Source organism: Opacimonas viscosa, from assembly GCF_024199005.1.
GTDB classification, from domain to species: Bacteria; Pseudomonadota; Gammaproteobacteria; order Enterobacterales; family Alteromonadaceae; genus Opacimonas; species Opacimonas viscosa.
Genome location: NZ_JANATA010000308.1, coordinates 1 through 240 on the forward strand (window position 1 = coordinate 1; position 240 = coordinate 240).

The 240-nt window shown below is 46.7% G+C and carries 1 protein-coding gene; it reads left to right on the top strand.

Annotated elements, in window-relative coordinates; all coding sequences use genetic code 11:
• On the top strand, positions 1-240 hold a 240-nt coding region (locus tag NLF92_RS13725), incomplete at both ends, for an NRDE family protein (protein WP_254102831.1).

Below are 240 nucleotides of genomic sequence, written 5' to 3' on the forward strand. Positions count from 1 at the left end.
CTGGCTGAAGCACGACTCAGTCGAAATGAAGCCTGTTGCACAATCACAATACTTGGCAACGCTAGAAAAAACGCGCCACCGATACAACGGCTACAACCTGTTATTCGGAGATATAAATTCGCTTAAGGTTTACAACAACGTAAACAATTCGACCCACATTATCGACACTGGTGTCTACGGTTTGTCTAACGCGGATATTGCCACACCTTGGCCAAAAGTCACGCAGGGCGTTACCGCATT